The 16,889-nt window shown below is 57.6% G+C and carries 13 protein-coding genes; 4 read left to right on the forward strand and 9 right to left on the reverse strand.

Annotated elements, in window-relative coordinates; genetic code table 11:
- Nucleotides 1-32: 32 nt before the first annotated feature.
- Nucleotides 33-905, reverse strand: a complete 873-nt coding sequence (panC, locus tag ETAA8_RS23590; RefSeq protein WP_315851577.1) for a pantoate--beta-alanine ligase — start codon at nucleotides 903-905, stop codon at nucleotides 33-35.
- Nucleotides 906-979: 74 nt separating this feature from the next.
- A complete protein-coding gene (folK, locus tag ETAA8_RS23595; RefSeq protein ID WP_145094236.1) occupies nucleotides 980-1,903 on the reverse strand; it encodes a 2-amino-4-hydroxy-6-hydroxymethyldihydropteridine diphosphokinase in 924 nt (307 codons plus the stop codon).
- A 798-nt stretch (nucleotides 1,904-2,701) separates the two neighbouring features.
- On the opposite strand from folK, the gene ETAA8_RS23600 reads away from it, so the two are divergent.
- The 3 genes from ETAA8_RS23600 (at nucleotide 2,702) to ETAA8_RS23610 (ending at nucleotide 6,866) form a co-directional block, all read left to right on the forward strand.
- Nucleotides 2,702-3,493 carry a class I SAM-dependent methyltransferase gene (locus tag ETAA8_RS23600; protein ID WP_145094239.1) on the forward strand — a complete coding sequence of 264 codons (792 nt, stop codon included), beginning with the start codon at nucleotides 2,702-2,704 and terminating at the stop codon, nucleotides 3,491-3,493.
- Nucleotides 3,494-3,563: 70 nt separating this feature from the next.
- Nucleotides 3,564-4,127, forward strand: coding sequence for an HAD family hydrolase (locus ETAA8_RS23605; protein WP_145094242.1), 564 nt, complete (start codon nucleotides 3,564-3,566; stop codon nucleotides 4,125-4,127).
- Nucleotides 4,128-4,469: 342 nt separating this feature from the next.
- Nucleotides 4,470-6,866: a TonB-dependent receptor gene (locus ETAA8_RS23610; protein ID WP_145094245.1), complete on the forward strand. Its 2,397-nt coding sequence runs from the start codon at nucleotides 4,470-4,472 to the stop codon at nucleotides 6,864-6,866.
- Between the two features lie 38 nt (nucleotides 6,867-6,904).
- Here the strand turns inward: ETAA8_RS23610 and ETAA8_RS23615 are convergent, their stop codons facing one another.
- The 6 genes from ETAA8_RS23615 to ETAA8_RS23640 form a co-directional block, all read right to left on the reverse strand.
- Nucleotides 6,905-7,732, reverse strand: coding sequence for a hypothetical protein (locus ETAA8_RS23615; protein ID WP_145094248.1), 828 nt, complete (start codon nucleotides 7,730-7,732; stop codon nucleotides 6,905-6,907).
- Between the two features lie 150 nt (nucleotides 7,733-7,882).
- Nucleotides 7,883-9,919, reverse strand: coding sequence for an NAD(+) synthase (gene nadE / locus ETAA8_RS23620; RefSeq protein WP_145094251.1), 2,037 nt, complete (start codon nucleotides 9,917-9,919; stop codon nucleotides 7,883-7,885).
- 81 nt (nucleotides 9,920-10,000) lie between these two features.
- Entirely contained in the window at nucleotides 10,001-10,525 is a 525-nt protein-coding gene (locus ETAA8_RS23625; protein ID WP_145094254.1) for an NYN domain-containing protein, read from the reverse strand.
- Between the two features lie 44 nt (nucleotides 10,526-10,569).
- Nucleotides 10,570-10,797, reverse strand: a complete 228-nt coding sequence (locus ETAA8_RS23630) for an FmdB family zinc ribbon protein (RefSeq protein ID WP_145094257.1) — start codon at nucleotides 10,795-10,797, stop codon at nucleotides 10,570-10,572.
- 825 nt (nucleotides 10,798-11,622) lie between these two features.
- Complete coding sequence (locus tag ETAA8_RS23635) at nucleotides 11,623-12,201, reverse strand: hypothetical protein (RefSeq protein WP_145094260.1); 579 nt, start codon at nucleotides 12,199-12,201, stop codon at nucleotides 11,623-11,625.
- 296 nt (nucleotides 12,202-12,497) lie between these two features.
- Entirely contained in the window at nucleotides 12,498-13,325 is an 828-nt protein-coding gene (locus ETAA8_RS23640; RefSeq protein ID WP_145094263.1) for an HAD-IIA family hydrolase, read from the reverse strand.
- Between the two features lie 714 nt (nucleotides 13,326-14,039).
- On the opposite strand from ETAA8_RS23640, the gene ETAA8_RS23645 reads away from it, so the two are divergent.
- Entirely contained in the window at nucleotides 14,040-15,557 is a 1,518-nt protein-coding gene (locus ETAA8_RS23645; RefSeq protein WP_145094266.1) for a PDZ domain-containing protein, read from the forward strand.
- A 363-nt stretch (nucleotides 15,558-15,920) separates the two neighbouring features.
- Here ETAA8_RS23645 and ETAA8_RS23650 read toward each other — a convergent pair whose 3' ends face one another.
- Nucleotides 15,921-16,823 (reverse strand): sigma-70 family RNA polymerase sigma factor, encoded by a 903-nt coding sequence (locus ETAA8_RS23650; protein WP_391484824.1) that lies wholly within the window; start codon nucleotides 16,821-16,823, stop codon nucleotides 15,921-15,923.
- Nucleotides 16,824-16,889 lie beyond the last annotated feature (66 nt).

Raw genomic sequence — 16,889 nt, forward strand, 5'->3', positions numbered from 1 at the left:
TATTTGCTCGAAGGTTGGTTCGCGAGTTTGGGTCAGGCTTCGGTGATGAGACAATTGTCGATCAGCCGAGTGTTGCCGATGCGCACGGCCAACAGGATGACCGTATTGGGTTGAATAAGTTCCACAGGCTCCAGCGTGTCGCCATCGGCAATGGCGACGTAGTCAATCGCATCGGTCTGCGGCTCTAGTGTCTCGCCGATCATCGCGGCAATCACCGCGGTTCGCTGCTCGCCGCTGCGAAACATCTCGCGCGCCTGACGCAGGCCATGGGAAAGCGAAAGTGCCCGCTGGCGTTCGGCGGGAGATAGGTACCGATTGCGCGAACTCATTGCCAGTCCGTCGGGCTCGCGAATGGTTGCGCCGACTTCAATGTGGCTGAACAGATTCAAATCGCGGGCCATCGCGCGAATTACGGCAGCCTGCTGATAGTCCTTTTGACCAAAGCAGGCCACATCGGCGGGTATCATGTTCAGCAACTTAAGGACGATGGTCGTGACGCCGCGAAAGTGCCCTGGGCGGCACTCCCCTTCCCATCGAGTTCCCACTGCTGGCGGTTCGACATAGGTCGAATAACCCGCGGGATACATTTCGTCCGTGCCCGGCACGAAGCAATAATCGCAATCCGCAGACGCTAGCAAGCGGAGATCTTCCGGCAACGTGCGTGGATAGCGATTGAAGTCCTCGTGTGGCGCGAACTGCGTGGGATTTACGAAAATCGTCGCCACCGTCTTTGTGCAAGTCTTCTTCGCCAGGTGCACCAGGCTCAAATGTCCTTCGTGCAGCGCTCCCATGGTGGGAACAACTCCCACGCGCTCGCCCGCTTGCTGCAGACGGCGAACCTCGGCGCGCATGGCCGCAGCTGACTCAATGACTTGCGGTGTTCGCGTTGTTCCGCCTGCTGACAAGTGAATTCCTTTGCCTGCCTGTGCCTGGTACGAGACTGGTCGTATACCGAGTTTGTCCTCGCTCTTCGTTTATCTTATCCCATCGCGGTCATGGCGGCGTAGACCTCTTGGACTGCTTGTTCGAGCGGCACGCCGGGAATCCACAGGACAGGGCCAGCGTCGGGCAAACGACGCAATTCGTTGAAGGCAAAAAGAACTGCTGTCGGCGCTGGCTGCCAGACGATCGCCAGAGCAGGAAAGGGATTCTTACCTTCTCGCATTCGCCGCAAACAATCGAGCCGTTCGTTGCTGGCAAGCGGTTCGAGCAGGAGCGGTTCGCCTAGGTCCTGCACGACCCATTGATTAGTAATCAGCCACGATTGTGGCGGCTGCGATTGAGAAGCTGTTGATTCACCCGCTCTCGTTGTGGCGTCTATGGGCAAGCGGAATTGGCGGATGATGTGAGGTTGATTGCCAAGCGCTGCGAGCAGCAAACGCGAGGAATCGTCGTCGCAAAAACGCGTTTGCGCGGGAGCCAGATCAATTCGCCGTGGGGAATGCTTGATATGAGCGAGCAACTTTTCAATCGTCCAGCCACAAATCGGATGAACCATCGAGCCGGCGATTTCCGCAGCAGGTTCCAGCACAAAGCGGCGAAATGACATTCGCGGATGAGGCAATGTGAGAGCGGTGGTCTCTACTTCCAACTGATCGTACAGCAGCAGATCAAGATCGATAGTGCGCGGCCCCCAGCGTTCACTCCGTTCTCGCCCGAGTTCAATTTCGATCCGCTGTAATTCCGCAAGTAACTGCTGCGGTGAAAGCGATGTGACGAAAGTGGCCACAGCATTGAGATATTCACTCTGCGATTGCGGGCAGCCGGCGGCTGCTGTGCCGTGAAATGAACTGACCCTGAGTGCAGTAATTTCTGGCACCGCTGAGAGTTGCCCAATGGCCGAGCGCAGCAAGGCAACGCGGTCGCCCAAATTCGAACCCAAACCAATCAAGCAGCTGGCCATGGGGCTCAGTTTAGCGGAAGCAAAGATCGAGTCGACGGTGAGTGCAAATAAACAAAAACCATGGGGGGGCCTCCGTTCCACGACCAGGTCGCCGACTGTCGCTCCACTCAGTCGCCGGCCCCCAGTAGCTTTGTATTCGCAGCTGGATCATCAGCACGAGAAGCTCGCGATCGTTGCTGCCCGCGCATTCCCTGCCCTGCAAAGGGCACAAGCGCAAGCGGTCAATCACCAGCAGGCTGGCCGAACAAACACGTGATCGATAGTGAAGGAGTGACTCGCAACAACCAGATACCAACCGATAAGACTCGCCAGCTGATCAGGCAAACGAGCAGGGGAGGATTCCGCGAGAACTAACTATCAGGCGTAGATGCCTCTTCACCATCATGTCGAGCGTGTTGTTTCGGCAATCGATCCAACAGGCGACATTGTGCGAACGGATGAGCCGTTGTCAAGCAAGGATGGCCGCATATTTTTTTGTCTGCTCGGCGCAATGATAGCTAGCAGTGTTTGGTGAGTTCTTTTTCTTCGACCTTATGCTGCGGACAACTCTACTGGCCGAAACCGCAGATAGTTCATAGCACAATCGCAGCAGATGATTGTTATATCATAAGCAAAAATCGCTCAATCTATTCAATACATCGCGACTACCTGCGGCGGTATATTTGAGTTAATCGGAGGCACTCACCGCGCGCTGTTGTTTCCTGTGCGCGGCCTATGGGCAGCGGCGAATCTGCTACAATTCGGGCAGTTTCGAGCCGCGCGAGCAACACACCACTTACTTGGAATTGCAGTCGAGTCATGGAGCAGGTTTCCGGCAATTTGTACGACTACCCGATCTATTACGATTTGGTCTTTGGCTCGGATTGGAAAGCGGAATTCGATTTTCTGCGGCAAGTGTTTAATCGCTTTGGCGGCGGTAACGTGCAACGCGTATTTGAGCCCGCTTGCGGCACAGGGCGATTGCTGTACCGTCTGGCCGATGCGGGCCTGGATGTCTGCGGACTCGATCTGAATCCGCGGGCTGTCGAGTTTTGCAACAAGCGTCTTCTGAAGCACGGCTACGAGGCCAGCGTCATTTGCGGCGACATGTGCGACTTCAAATTGCCGAAGAAAGTTGACGCTGCCTTCAACACCATCAACAGCTTTCGGCATTTGCTCAGCGAAGCGCAAGCCGAGGCGCACTTGCGCTGCGTGGCCGAGTCGCTCAAGGCCGGCGGCTTGTATGTGCTCGGTTTGCACCTGACACCCACCGCTGGCGAGCCGATGACTGAAGAGTCGTGGTCGGCCCGGCGTGGCAACCTGGCGATCAACACGCACCTGGCGACAATGGATCTCGATCGACGCAAGCGAACTGAGCGCTGCCGGATGAAGCTCGACATTTACACTCCCACCGAACGGCGGCAGATCGTCGACGAGTTGGTCTTTCGAACTTACACCCGCGATCAGATTCAGAAACTACTGGAGACGGTCGGGGTATTCGACATCGCTGAGACTTTCGACTTCAGTTATCGCATCGATAGCCCCATCGAGATCGATCGCGAAACGCAGGATGTGGTCTTCATCCTGCGTAAGAAGCGCGGCAGCAAATAGCGGAAATGCAACGGGCGGCAAATTTACCTCTGGAATAAGAAGCGAAAGTTTGAGAACGGATTAGCGAGTCATGCTGCAGGCTTTGATATTTGATTGCGATGGTACTCTGACCGATTCGATGCCCATTCATTACCGGAGTTGGCGGGCCACGATGCAATTGCATGGCATCGACTTCGCCGAAGACCGTTTTTATGCCCTCGGCGGCGTGCCCAGCCAGAAAATCATCGAGATGTTGGCCGAGGAGTGTCACCTGACGCTCGATGCAGCTGCCGTGGCCGATCAAAAAGAGCAGGCGTTTTTGCAGCTGCTGTCAGAGCTCAAGCCAATCTCTTCGGTGCTGGAGGAAGCGCGCCTGCATCGCGGCAAGTTGAAGATGGCTGTCGCCAGTGGCGGTATCCGCCCTGTCATTCTCGCTCAGCTGGAGCATACCGGTTGTGCCGATTGGTTCGATACCATCGTCACTGCCGAAGACACGACGCGGCACAAGCCCGAGCCCGATGTGTTTCTGGAAGCTGCGCGACGAATGAATGTGGCGCCAGAATTCTGCCGCGTCTATGAGGATTCAGATTTAGGAATTGAAGCGGCCCGTCGCGCTGGGATGGAATGGGTCGACGTGCGCGCGTGGCAACGATAACGCGCGGCGGGTGGAACAAACCACCTGTTCTGTGCAGACGAGTTGTAGCACTTTGACAGTCCGGCGAAGTCTGCCGCCGCACTTCTGCTTGTGCCGGCAATGCTAGCCTGCATACACCTATTCGGGGCAGGCTGAATGTAAAGAATGCCGGCATCGTCAGCCGAGGATGATTCTAGCAGATGGTGCGCGAATAGTAGGTAATTGCTTATTCGTGGACCTGACGATCATCGGGAACGGGGCTAGCACAACGATAGCATGGTTCAAACCAGGCAATCGTTTAGGGAATGTGCGGCCAGCCGTTGCGATCGACTGCTCTGTTGAACCAAGGGACTGGGGGATTCCATGCGGCTAGACATTCGCCGATATCTGAGCGCGACGCTGATGGGCGGCGCCATGTGTTGGTCGCTCGTGCCAGCCCACGCTGCCGACCCACAAGATGTCCGCGCGATCTTCTTGCTCGGTGACGGACTTGAGTTCCAACACGACCCAGTTCGCCTGATCAGTAACTTACAAGAAGAGTCGACGCAACCTTTCGATCCGAGCAGCACCCAGCCATTCGACCCCAGCAGCACGCAACCATTCGATCCGGGGACTCAAGAGGCCGGCAGCATCTTCGGCCCCAGCACGGCGATTGAAAACCTCGTGCAACAATTGGCCGCCCCAGGCGGTGAAGCCATCGGCGCGGCCGAAGCGCAAAACTCCGTCGCGACCGACGTGGGCTCTTTGATCCAGAACTCGGAAAACATTCAAACCGTCGGTGCGCAGCGCCGTTCACAGATTGCTTACGATCCACGCGTTCGCGCCTATCGCTACGGGCAGATCTATGCCCAAGCCGAAGGCCAGAACTTCCTCCCCGTGCGGCTCGACTTAGACTCGATGGTGAGCAAGATCGACCCTGCCCTCATTCAGTCGATCACGGTCATTCCCGGTCCCTATGGCCTCCGCTTTGGTCCGGGCTTCAGCTATATCGATATCGATCTGATCGACACGCCCCGCTATGACTGCCCCGAAACGCACGGCCGCTTAGGCATGGACTTTCGCAGTAACGGTGGCCAAACGGGTATCAACGGCACGGCCTTTGGCGGCGGCAGCGATTACGGCTACTTACTGCACTGGGGCATGCGCAACGGTGCTGATTACACCGCCGGTAATGGCCAAAAAATCCCATCGAGCTATCACGCTCAGAATGTGATGCTGCAATTCGGCTGGGATTTGTCGCCGAACACGAAGTCGGAAGTTCGCTACAGCTATCTCGATGTTCGTGATACTGAATACGCGTTGCAGTTCTTCGACATTAACGCGATGAACACGAACGCACTCAACTGGAAAACGACCACGATCGACCCGTGCGATTGCAGCGTGTGGACGAACCAGATTTGGTACAACCAGACGAGCTTTTCCGGAGACAATCAGAACGAGAGCAAGCGGGGCGTGCGCGGCCGCGTGACCGACGCCCTCAACACGGTGACCGGTGCGGTTCCGCCCGACGAATTTGAGCCCGACGATTTGCGGGCCACCGTGAACGGCGAATTAAGTAACTTCGGCGCTCGCACGGTGAAGACCTACGGCGACGATACGACCGAGCAATTCCGGTACGGTGCCGACTTCCGGTATATCACCCAGCGGACGCGTGAAGACTTCTTCATCACCGATCAATTTAATCCGGGCGATCCCGCGAACGGCTATCTCGCTCCAGAAGATGAAATCTTCTTTACGCAGCAGCCGCGCAGCGTCATGACCGACCCAGGCATCTTTGCCGAAGTCGCCATGCCCTGGTTCTCGTTCATGCGCACGACTGCCGGTGCACGGTTGGATTACGTGAACACACATCCGCCGGTCGGATACACCGCGATCAACGAAGCAGTGACCGGTGACGACGCCTACAACCAAAACGACATTCTCGGTGCGGGCTACCTGGTGGGAGATATCGATCTCTCGCAAGAGTGGAGCGTGCGCGTTGGTGCCGGCTATGCCGAGCGGGCTCCGAACCTGAGTGATCGTTACGCGGACGGCGTGTTCATTAGCATGCTGCAGACCGGCTTCAGCCGCGTGATTGGCACGCCTTCGCTGGAAAAAGAAAAAGCGATTCAGTTCGACACTGCGATTCGAGCCGACTACGAGTTCGTCCACCTGCGGGCGAGCTTCTTTTATAGCTGGATCCGCGACTACAACACGTACATTAATTTTGGCCTCGATCCACCGACTCAAGCCCGCCTGTTGCTCGCGACCAACACGCCGCTGGCCACACTTAACGGTTTCGAGCTCTATGGCGACTACAATGCCACCGATCGGCTGACCTACTTTGCTTCGTTGCAATACGTCGAGGGCCAGGACCAGACGATCAATGCTCCGCTGCCGGGCATTTATCCGCTCGAGAGCCGGCTCGGCATTCGCTTTACCGATTGCTGTGCCGGCCAGGTGTGGGGCACGGAATGGGGCTGGCGTCTCGTGGCTGCCCAGGACCGCCTGGGACAACTTCGAGCGAACGCGTTCGATACCGTCAACTTGAACGTGGTCGAAACGCGCACCCCGGGATTCGCCACCTCCTATATCAAAGGCTATTACAACTACAGCGAAGGAGTTCGCTTCGTCGGCGGCATCGACAACCTGTTGGATCGCAACTATCTCGAACACCTCGATTTGCGATTCGCGGGTCCGCCTACGCCCAACTCTGGTCCGCTGGTGGCAGCCTATTCGCCTGGCTTTACCGCCTATGGTGGCATCGAAATGAACTGGTAATCTCTGCCCGCAGTACGAGCAAAGCAGCCGGCACCGCTCTAGCGAAACGTGCCGCTGCTCAGCTTGGTAACGCGGCGGAGATCGACGCGGCGAATTGCCGACCAGGGAATGACCGAGAGCGAGAAGTTGTCGTCGGCATCTTTGAGGGCGAACACGCCATAGTCACCGGTCGACAGAATCTCGGCATAGTGATCGGGCGAAAGAATCTCTCCTTCGGTCAGAAAAATCTCGAGTTCCGTCGTTTCCGTCCGATGGTCCCACAGACGGCCAACGATATACCCGAGCGCATGCACGCCCGGGGGAATCGGTTCCGGATCGGGCTCAACTTCTTCCACCGTGGCTTCCACCACATCTTCGTCTTCGCCCAGGGTCAAGTCGTCTTCGACCGCTTCACCCGAGGGAACTTCATCGTCTTCGGCCTGTCCCGTCGGAATTTCGTCATCGGGCGGCACTTCGTCGTCTTCCGGAATGACGAACCGCGCGCCGCAATGCGGGCATTGGCCGGCCTTACCTTTAAGCGTTGCCGGACCGTTGAGCTTATGACCGTTGGGACAGAGAAAAACAAACACGCCGGACGATGGAGCCGAGCCCTTCTGGCTTCCCATACCGATCTTGGAACCTGCCGCAACATTCGACTTGCCCGACTCACCTGACGCGATCCCTGACTTGCCGCCGTTGTTGCTGGGCGAACTATCGGGCTTGTCTCCGGCCCCTGACGAATCGGGAGGAGTCGCACCTGCTTCGGCCAGTTCTTCGAGTGTCGGCACCATGAAGGCAGACGAACATTTAGGGCATTTGCCCCCCTTGCCCGCCAGATTATCGGGCGCGCTGAGTTGATGACCGTTCGGACACAAGAACTTGATCATGCCTGAGAGGAGCTTCTTTGAAGTGAATTATCGCGGCGTGAAATCATCGAACGGGCCTGGTCGAACAGTTCAATCTGCTGCAGCCCAGCCTAATCGCCCGGGTGATTTGGTTCAATTGGCAGGGATTGGTGACAACCCACTCGGCGCGAGTTACTCGTCCGTCGAATTGGTCCGATCGATCAATTTGCGCAGTTCAGAGAGTTCCCGCTCGTAACCGCCCGAGAGAATCGGAAACCGGCACCAGGTTTTGGGATCGAGGTTTTCGTCGTCCAAATGGAACGACGGCGCATACCGCTCGCGCTTCCACTGGTTCCGGCACCAAAGCCGAAAGAATCGTTCGACCCAAGCACCCAATTGGCGACCAGAGTGTTGCGGAAACTCGACCTGCATCACCCGCCAGATATCGATGGGGGACATCTTATCGCGAATGGCTGCCCGCTCGATGGCGTCGAGCAAGTCATAAGGCATCAGGTCGTCTTCGTCGGTCTGCTTGGAAGCAGCGGGGCGCAACTCGGCCGTGGGAGCCTGTTCGTTGACAACGACCAGTGCGGGGAGGGGACCGCCCAGGTACGAATCGTTGCCAAGTGGACCTTCTTTTTCGAACCAGCGGAGCCAATGACGAATGAAGTTTTTATCGATGCCAGCAATGGGTGAGAGCCCGCCACTCGTGTCGCCATCCATCGTGGCATAACCGACGGCCGCTTCCGAGCGATTGCTGGTTGAAAGGAGCAGAGCGCCTTTGATATTCGCCAGCATCCACACACTGGGGGAACGAACGCGGGCCTGAATATTCTGCAGGGCGATGTCGTCGGTCTGCCAATCGAGCGGGCGGCCCAGTTCGCCGCTCACTACATTGATATAACCCTGGACAAGCGCGTCAACATCGAGTTCCAAGTACTCGGCACCGAGCGCTTCGGCGACGGTGCGGGCGGCGTTGCGCGTGACGGGACCGCTGTTGCGCGTGGATTGATACGCGCACGTTAATAGTTGGCGAACGATGCCCTTGGTGTCCTTGTCACTAGTGCCCTTCGCATCGCCCAGGCCGGAGATGTAGCTCAACTTTTGGAGAAAGGCCTCGCGACCGATATCGGCAATGGCCAGAGCGACTGAAGAAGCAACGAGCAACGAAACGGCCGTCGAATCGGCACCACCACTGAGCGAGACCACAAAGCCGCGCGATCGACTCTTGCGCAGGTAGTCGAACAGTGCCAGCGAAACGGCGCGGGTGAATTCTTCTTCTTTGAGTCGGAGCGAAGATTCCCAACTCACTTCCATGGGAGCTGCCCGCTCAGGCTCAAGCGTCGGGAACGAGAAATCGCAACGAATGCTGCCACGATCTTCGTCCATAATCTCCGGCCGAAAACTGGCGAGGCGCGCGCGGCTCATTCGAATCGCATCGACATCGAGCACGGCGGACGTGACTTGCCAATCGGCATACGAAAAGCGTGACCCCGTAGCAATCAACTTCCCCGCAGCAGCGATCATTGCATCGCCGTCGTAGATCGCGCGACCCGATTCATTGCCGAGCAAGTTGGCGTAGAGATAGCCAACGTTGAAAGCTCGCGAACCTTCGGTGACAAAGCGCTTGCGCACTTCGTGCTTACCAAAGGCAAAATGGCTGGCGCTGGGGTTCAAAATCAAATCGACGCCCCGCTGGGCAAGATTACCGCCGGGACGTTCGGCGACCCAGGCGTCTTCGCAAATCTCGAAGCCCAAACGCACGCCGCCGCATTCGAAGATCAAATCGCCAAGTGGGATATTCCGTCCCATCACGTGAGTCGTCACTTGCTTGTCGCTGGGCCAGGGCTTGAACCAGCGCGGCTCGTAGTGAATCCCTTCGCCGGCCAGGTTCTGCTTTCCCACAAAGCCCAGAAGTTTGCCGTCGGCGGCCAGGCAGCAGGTGTTATAGAGCCCGCTGCCGTACAACAGTGGCACACCAAGCGAGACGATCATGCCGTGCGTTTCGGGGAGCAGCTCGCCCAGGACTTGCAGCGCGTACTGTTGTGTGCCGACGGCATGAAACGCGTCTTCGCAGCCGTAGCCAGTGATGCACAACTCGGGCAGACAGAGGATCGTCACCCCTTGCTGGCGCGCTGCGGCAATTGCTCCGCTAATGCGACGCTTGTTCCCATCCCAATCAAGGGGCGTTTGGTTCAGGATGGCTGCGCCGACTCGGACGAGCTTCATGGCGGGTCTCAGGGTGCTGCGATGGCGGGGTTCTCTACCTGCATCTTACCTTGCTGACGACAATGGTGTGATCCATCTCCGTTACTTACCCGCGGGAGGTTTATTGCGATTGGCAGCTGGCGGGGGCGCGAACTCCTTCACCCAATGGGCGATATCTTCGGCCGATTGGGGATGATCGCGATTCTCGGTCGTCGACGTGGCAGCAGCCGCTTGCTGACGGAGGTCGCGAATCCAAAGTTCGCTGTCTTGATGGGCGACTCCTCGCTGGCGGGCAGCGCGCTGGACTGCGTGATCGCTGGAAATGACCAGCAATTGACGGGGCTGCTTTTCGGCCGCGATCAGGTCGGCGATTAGTTCGTCGGCCGTCGTTTTGCGGCGGGAGAAGAGGACCGAAATCCGCTCAAACGATAGTTGCGAAGGAAGGCCTGGGGGCGCGTCTTTGCCATCGAAGACGACCGTAGTTTGCTTGCGGTCTTTTTCGGTCAGTTGCTGTGCCAGCAGGTCGAGGAGTGCGCGGCGGGCCGTTTCGAAGGTCGGCGGATCGCTGGGATGGCCGAAGACACCGCTGGCATGCAGCAGGTTGTAGCCATCCACGAGCAGTTTCATTGATCACTTCCGCTGTTCGTTGCCTGACGGGTCGGGCGACAGGCCTACATGCCGCCCATGCAGCGCCCCTGACCGCATTGAGGCTTACCGCAGCCCCCTTCCATGCCACTCATGGGCAAACCACCACTGTGGGCAACGTGAGCCGCTGGGACGCTCAACAGTTTGTCCATTTTCTTGCTGTGGCACTCGGGACATTCGGGCTTCTCGTCGCCACGAATGAGCAACTCGACTTCGGTCTGGCAGTTCTGGCATTGATAGTCGAACAACGGCATGGCGCATTACCTTCCAAAGAACGAACTGTTCGGGACTCCTCCATTCTATTCTCTCCGCATCGCTTCTGGAGCGAGGGGCAAAGCGAGAACGGGATTTCCGCGTGTGAGGAGGGTCGGCAGGGGCCCAATCGGTACCGCGAATTTTCTTCCAGCATTCACGCTGGCATGTAGGTCACATCCGCCGGATGTGATCCTGGTCGGCAGTTGGGCCATCATTCGGCATCCGACCGGCAAACTACAAATTCGGTGTCTCGCCGCTTCAGGTTCCGGCCAGCGGCCAGAACCTACCGGGAACTGGCGTAAACGGATACCAGTTATCTTCGCGCCGTGACCAGACGTGTCACAGGTCAAACGTCTAATTGGTTGCGGGACGGTCTTTCTCAACTTGGTAGCAACTGCGATTAAATTGCGCACGAAACGACTGCGAAATCAGAATTTACTAGTGTACTACTCACCAACTTCTATGGCGGAGATTTCGCCATTGCAAGATCACGAGGTAGCGGCGAAGAACGGCACGTCGCTCAGCGCGGACGAGTTAGGCGAATGCCTGATTTGCGAGTTTATGTCGGCACTGAGTGAGTAGTCATGTTTCAGCAGTTTGGAAATTCCGGAAATCGATTTTCGGACTTTCCATCTCGCGGTAAGGACTTAGAGCGAGTGGTTTGGACGCAATCGCCTGAGGCGAAAGTCGTTAGGAGATAATGGAAACTTTTCGCGCGCAACGCGAATAACGGAAATTTCCAAATTGCCGTGTGACAGCAATCGCGATCGTGCCGGGCTGTTCTTACCAGAACGGCCCGGTGTTCGTTCCAAGATACGGCTGGCTTAGTTGCCGCCGCTGCTGCCACTACCGCCGCTGATGCTGGCATCGGCGGGGAGGCGTGGGGCGGGAATCGACGAGTTAACGGCGTTGTTGAGAGCGTTGAGATACTCGCCGGAAGCACCTTCGGGCTCGGTGTGCGTCAGCATCACTGGCGGCAAATGGCCTTCGGGCATGACGCGAGAAATGTAGCGTTGGACCGATTCGACGCGGACCCGAGTATCTTCGGGGGTCTCGCCAACCAGCACGAACACCGCGCGGCGGTGAATCGGGGCCTGAGTAATCACCCATTTCACCTTCAACTCGCCGGCCCGGTTCAATTCCTGCGTTTCGGGGCTGAAGAGGTAGGTACCGATCGTGTTCTGCATCTTCCAGCCGTTGTTGACCATGATGCAGAAGGGCTCGCGCGTCACAGCGCGATCTGCGGTCTGAAAGGGTTCCGGCCAGGCATTGTTGCGGTGAAAGTCGATTTTCACCCGTTGCCAGAAAGTCGGCTCTTCGGCAGCAGAAGTGGAAACCAGGAAGGTGCTGCCGCCTGCAATGAGGGCCAAACCCAGCGAGCTGGCCAGAAACCATTGACGCATACCAGCATCCTCCGTAACAGCTGGCCCGCGACTATCCGTAGGGGCCCGCGACTGACCGCCGGGTAACAAACGCAACAGCAGGTGGTTCGATCCGAACCTATGACTTGTCGCCAGTACCGCTGACATGCGACGCTGGCATGTTTTGGACTGGCGCTTGGGGGCTTTCTCCAAGATGTCATCGGCTGGCGAAATGCCAATTGTCGACCCGCGATGCAAGCAGCGTCACAACCGGTGCGACCGTCACGCCGCACCGGTTCTGGCAGTCTAGATTGCGAGGCAAACGTGCCTTCCCAGCACTAAGCTGGTGCTTCCTGGGGGGCTGGATCCACTGCCAGCCCTTCAATCACATGTTGAAAGATGTGCTCTTCGCACAATTGTCCGATCGAATCGATCACCACGTCGGGACGATAGGCATAACGGACCAGGTCTTCGCGCTTGGTCGAACCGGTGAGGACCAACACGGTGCGATAGCCCATCGAAACGCCACCGAGAATATCGGTCTCCATCGTATCGCCGATCATCACGACGCCCCCGGTCGATAGGCCCAATTCTTTGCGGGCCGAGCGCATCATTACCGGACTTGGCTTACCAACACTGAAGGCCTTCAAACCGGTGGCGGTTTCCAGCATGGCAACGATTGCGCCGCAACCGGGCCGCAGCCCATGAGCCGTGGGACAGTTAGGGTCGAGATTCGTGGCAATCAACTTCGAGCCGCGGAGAATCATCCGCACCGCTGCTTCGACGGTTTCCATGTTGAACATGCGGCCCTCGCCCACAACGACGTAGTCGGGATCGTCGTCGACAATCGCATATCCATTTTTATGCAAGGCTTGCAGCAGACCTCCTTCCCCAATCACAAACGCAGTTCCACCGGGCTTTTGAGACGCCAGGAACCGTGCCGTCGCCATTGCACACGTGAAGATGTGGCTCTCGTCGACGTGGATTCCCATCCGCGCGAGTTTGATGACGCCATCTCTGCGTGTCCGCTGACTGTTATTGGTTAAGAAGGCAAACGGAATTTGTTCATCGAGCAGTCGTTGAATAAAACGATTCGCCCCTTCAACGACTTGCTTCCCCTTGTAAATCACACCATCCATGTCGATCAAAAAACCAAACTGGCCCATGACAGGCTCCCTTACGGAGAGGAACGTGAATTCCTGGCCGTCGCTTGTCCACTCCGTTCGGACGCCAATTGGCGTAACCGGTTTGGCAGCGACCTGCTGGCAAACTTGTGGGCATGACTGCCGGCAGCCGAATCTGAGACCACGTGTCTCAGCGGTGGCGGCTAAATCTCAGCCGCTCGGAAGCAGACAGGCGAAACGGTTGGTAAGAACAAATTGTTCCGCAAAGAACCGGGGGAAGAAGCACTGCATCGCCGCCTGCAATTCCAGTCCGACGCAGTAGTTCAAAGCGGCCGTTGGGGTGTACGATTTTGCAAACGGTATGCCGGACAGTCTGCCGCAGTCGCGGTGACTCGGCCAGAAGGGTGGCCGCTAACGCTGGAAACGTGGCAATTTTCGTCAAAATCGCAAACGTGCAGGCGGCACAAACGCGTCACGCATCGATCCACGACTGCCTATCTCTGAGGCAAGTTTGCCCGGCGATTCGGCAAACTCACACATTGCGAATTGTCAAATTGCTTAGCGATTTTGCCCCATTTCACATTCTTGGCCAGTGAACGACCGACTACTCGTTGCGGTCCGCTTATGCAGAGTCAGTCTGCAGAAACTTGGCGATTCAGCTAAAAGTCTTTCAAGATCAAGCTCGACATTCGCGGTGTTTGCGGCATAGAATCGGGAGTGGGACGGGCGAGGGGAATTGTGCGCGGGGATCTTGTCATGCGGCGTACGTTGCTGCAACGTTGGTGTTCGGCTGTTGCGATGGGAATGGTACCGGCACTTGTGCTGGGGCAGTTCTCGTCTCTAACCGCTGCGGAACCGTCGACAATCGCCATTGCGCCGACTGTTGAACTCAATCGCCTGGTGCTCGATCTCGATGCTGACGCCTATCCCGTGCGCGAACGGGCGACAGCCAGATTGATTGAAGCTGGACAAGCCGCCATCGAATTGCTCGCTCCGGCGGTACTCAGCGATAGCCCGGAGGTTTCGTGGCGCGCGAGCGTTGTCCTGCAACGGATTGCTGCACACGGTGATGAAGAAACTGTCAACCATGTAGCTGCGGCGCTCGGCAAGCTGAATTCCAAGCGACCAGTGCTCGTTGAAGTGATGCGCGACATCAAAGTGCAGCAACTGAAGCTTCGCCATACGCGGGCGATTGTGAAAATTCGGACGCTTGGCGGTCATCTAACCGGCCAGTGGCAAGACCAATCGCTCGATACTGCTCCTCCGCCCACGGCTGCTGAAGTTGTCGATCTCGATGTGGCACCAGCCGTCGCCATCGAACCGATTCCAATCGTCGAAGTTGCACCGCCTCGAGATCTCGACGCGTTGCCCCCTCCGCGTGGCTTGATCGGCGCGATTGCCCGGATTCTGGCACCCGTTGAAAAGCCCGCCGCTGAACCGCCCGCTGCTGACGAGCCACCGCTCGAAGTTCGTCCATTGGAAGTAGCGCCTGATGCGATTCCCTTGGACATTATTCCCACTGCGCCGAACATCGAAGTTCCCGTGCCCGCCGCGCCAGCCATTGCAGCTGCGGATCTTCCCAAGTTGGAAGAGCCCGCAGAGGCCTCTGATCCAGCGGCAGACTTGGAAGCGGCACTGTTGGAATTGGCTCCGCTCGAGGGGATTGCTGTCGAACCGGCGTTTGACGTTGTCATTGGCGGAGGAATGGTCGGTGCGGTCGACCTGTTTGAAGGTGATCTTTCGGGCGAAGGGAATGACTACGCCGAACTCGTGATTAATCGCACGTTCCGGGGCACCGATGCCGACCTGGCGCTTCTAAAGGACATTCCCGAGCTTTATAACTTGTCGATCACCGACGCCAAACTGACCGATAAAACGCTCGAACATATTGCTGCCTTACCAAAGCTCACGACGCTGAACGTACAAGGGACCCCGTTCACTTCGGCAGCTCTGCGTAACTTGCGCAACAAGCGGCCAGCGCTGTCCATCATCTGTCGCAGCAGCGCGATGCTTGGCATCAATGCCCAGCTGGAAGGGCCTTGCGTATTGAGTTCCGTCTTTTTCCGCTCGGGTGCCCATGATGCTGGACTAAAGGACGGTGATGAGATCATCGCGGTCGCTGGTGAGAAGGTTCGCGATTTCAGCGACCTCACCATCTCGGTCTATCCGCGTCGGCCCGGCGAAAAGCTCAACGTGCAGTATCGCCGCGACGGTGAAGAACACAACGTCGACGTCACGCTCAAGCCCCGCGTGGTGCCGGAAGTTACCGAGTAATCAGCCTGGGACTAAGCAATAGCTTTGCGGGCTACTCCCTCACTTCCTGCATGCCACTCCGGCGGCTTTGCCCAAAAACTGCAGGCTCCGCTGCGTGGACCACCAATTCAGGGGGCGCTCAAATATCGGGGCCATTGTTGAACAGTGACCTGCGTAACTCTCGGGTTTCCGAGCGATTGCTGTTCAACTAACAGGCCTAATGTTGAACATGTAGGTTGAATTGGTGCAGCGATATTTCGCCGCCGAGCGCCGTGAAGTGGTACCGCTTTTTTTGCACGACAGTCCTGGTTGCCTGAAGTGCTTGCCTGGTTCGATCGCAGGCCGCCTCAAGTGCTGCCTGGTCAATCAAATCAGCCCACTACCCTAGTCCCCCATCGCTTCAAGAGCTTCCATTTCTCGTTCGCGGGGGTCTTTCATGCTGTCTGCCAGGCGGGCGAGAGCTTCGGTTTCGATCTGACGGACGCGTTCGCGGGTAAGGCCGAGGCTTTCGCCAATTTCCTTCAGCGTGTGAGGCTCTGTGTTTTCCAGGCCGAACCGCATCTTCAGGACGGTTGCTTCGCGGACGTCCATCGTGGTCAGCATTTCGCGAATGTGCTTCAGCGAATCATGCTCAACCATTTCGTCTTCAGGATTCCTCAGCCGTTCGTCCATCACGATTTCGCCGAGCGACCAGCCGGCTTCGGCTTGATCCGTCTGCGGCGTGCTATTGTAAATGCGAATGGCCTTCTTGATGATCGGCAGCTTCTTCTTCTGCAGGCCGAGCACGCGGGCTACTTCTTCCGGAGTGGGTGTGCGACCCAGCTCTTCGGTGAGGCGAGCACTGGCGCGGCGCCACTTGCTCAACAGTTCGACCATGTAGGCCGGAATCCGAATCGTCTTAGCACTGTTAATCAGGGCCCGCTTGATCGACTGCTTGATCCAATAGCTGGCATACGTGCTGAAGCGCGTCCCCATGTTGGGGTCGAAGCCTTCAACGGCCCGAAGCAGACCGAGGTTCCCCTCTTCGATCAAGTCTTGCAGGCTCAGGCCCTTGCCCGTGTAACCGCGAGCAATGTTGACGACCAGCCGGAGGTTAGCGCGGACCATCCGGTCGCGAGCGCGGACGTCGCCATCGGCGATTGCACCGGCCAACTCTTGCTCGTCCTTCGCGGTGAGCAGCGCCGTCTCGTTAATCTCGCGGAGATAAGTCTCCAGCGGAGTTTGCAACGAAACGCTCTTGCGGGCAGGCAGTTTTTCCTTGCCGGCTTCCAACTTGCGTTTGAGCATGGCCATCGTGCGCAATACCTTCGTGCATCGTCATTCCTCGCGGTGCCCTAAAATCCCTGGGCCATG

The sequence above is a fragment of the Anatilimnocola aggregata genome, from assembly GCF_007747655.1.
Classification (GTDB): domain Bacteria; phylum Planctomycetota; class Planctomycetia; order Pirellulales; family Pirellulaceae; genus Anatilimnocola; species Anatilimnocola aggregata.